Here is a 1,565-nt window from a genome sequence, read left to right as displayed (position 1 = left end):
GAATCGAGCAACAACATGCCCAAGGCAATTCAAGTAGGCTGGCGCGAATGGCTAGCACTGCCCGAACTGGGCATCGAGCACATCAAAGCCAAGGTCGATACTGGCGCGCGCACCAGTGCCTTGCACACCTTTTACATCGAGCCGTTTGAACGCAATGGCCAGCAATGGGTGCGCTTTGGCGTTCACCCCATACAAGGCGACCCAACCACCGAAGTGCATTGCACCGCCCCTGTCAAAGACCAACGCGTCGTAAGAGACTCTGGTGGACACGCAGAAGATCGTTATGTCATCGATACCGAAATTACCTTAGGCGACCAAACCTTTACTGCAGAACTGACGCTCACCAACCGCGAACGCATGCGTTTTAGAATGTTGCTCGGACGCACAGCGCTGAAAGGCCGCGCTGTGGTTGTTCCGGGCGACTCCTATCTGACATCGCAAGACGAGTAGAACAAGTGTGAAACATGCACGAAATGAGTGCAAAAAAGCGGTTATCTTCACAAAGCGTTTAAGGTAAAATCGCGCCTTCTTTAAGCCGGCCGTTGAGCCACCCGATACAGGAAGCCATCATGTTTGAATCCACGATGAACATCGCTGATTTTGATCCCGAGTTGTGGGCAGCTATTCAAGAAGAAGAACAGCGCCAAGAAGACCACATCGAGCTTATTGCGTCAGAAAACTATGCTAGCCCCCGCGTTATGGAAGCTCAAGGCAACAAGCTGACCAACAAATATGCCGAAGGCTATTCGGGCAAGCGTTACTATGGCGGATGTGAATTCGTGGATAAAGCCGAAGATTTAGCCATCGATCGTGCCAAAGCTCTGTTTGGCGCAGCGTATGCTAACGTGCAACCACACTCAGGCTCGCAGGCAAATTCAGCCGTCTTTTTGGCGCTACTACAACCAGGCGACACGATCTTGGGCATGAGCTTAGCCGACGGCGGTCACTTGACGCACGGCGCTAAACCCAACTTCTCAGGCAAAAACTACAACGCGATTCAGTACGGCTTAAATACTGAAACTGGAGAGGTGGATTACGACCAAGTTGAAGCGCTAGCTTTAGAGCACAAGCCCAAAATGATTATCGCCGGTTTCTCGGCTTATTCGCGTGTAATGGATTGGGCGCGTTTTCGTGAGATAGCGGACAAAGTTGGCGCTTACTTACTGGTCGACATGGCTCACATTGCGGGTCTTGTTGCCGCCGGCGTATACCCTAACCCCGTACCTTTTGCGGACGTTGTGACCTCGACCACGCATAAAACCCTGCGCGGACCTCGCGGCGGTATCATCCTTGCGCGGGAAAACCCAGAACTGCACAAAAAGTTCAACTCGGCGGTATTCCCTGGCGGCCAGGGTGGCCCACTGATGCATGTGATCGCAGCCAAAGCGGTTAGCTTTTTGGAAGCGCAAAGCCCCGAGTTTGTCGATTATCAGAAGCAAGTCGTCGCCAATGCGCGCACGATGGCGGCGACCTTTATCTCACGTGGATTCAAAATTGTGTCGGGCGGCACCGACAACCACTTAATGCTGGTTGACCTAATCGGTAAAGATTACACCGGCACCGAT

General features: G+C 52.7%; 2 protein-coding genes. Both read left to right on the top strand.

What is annotated here, in order from left to right; all coding sequences use genetic code 11:
- Positions 1–15 precede the first annotated feature (15 nt).
- The gene (locus ACTF5Z_RS12160; protein ID WP_423850541.1) at positions 16–450 is read left to right on the top strand and encodes an ATP-dependent zinc protease; all 435 of its coding nucleotides are present in this window, start codon (positions 16–18) and stop codon (positions 448–450) included.
- Positions 451–569: 119 nt separating this feature from the next.
- The coding region (gene glyA, locus ACTF5Z_RS12155; protein ID WP_438985865.1) for a serine hydroxymethyltransferase at positions 570–1,565 on the top strand (996 nt) is incomplete at its 3' end.

The organism is Aequoribacter sp. (genome assembly GCF_965659035.1).
Taxonomy (GTDB): Bacteria; Pseudomonadota; Gammaproteobacteria; order Pseudomonadales; family Halieaceae; genus Aequoribacter.
The sequence above is the reverse complement of the archived record's forward strand: the minus strand, read 5'-3'. Positions and strand labels throughout refer to the sequence as shown.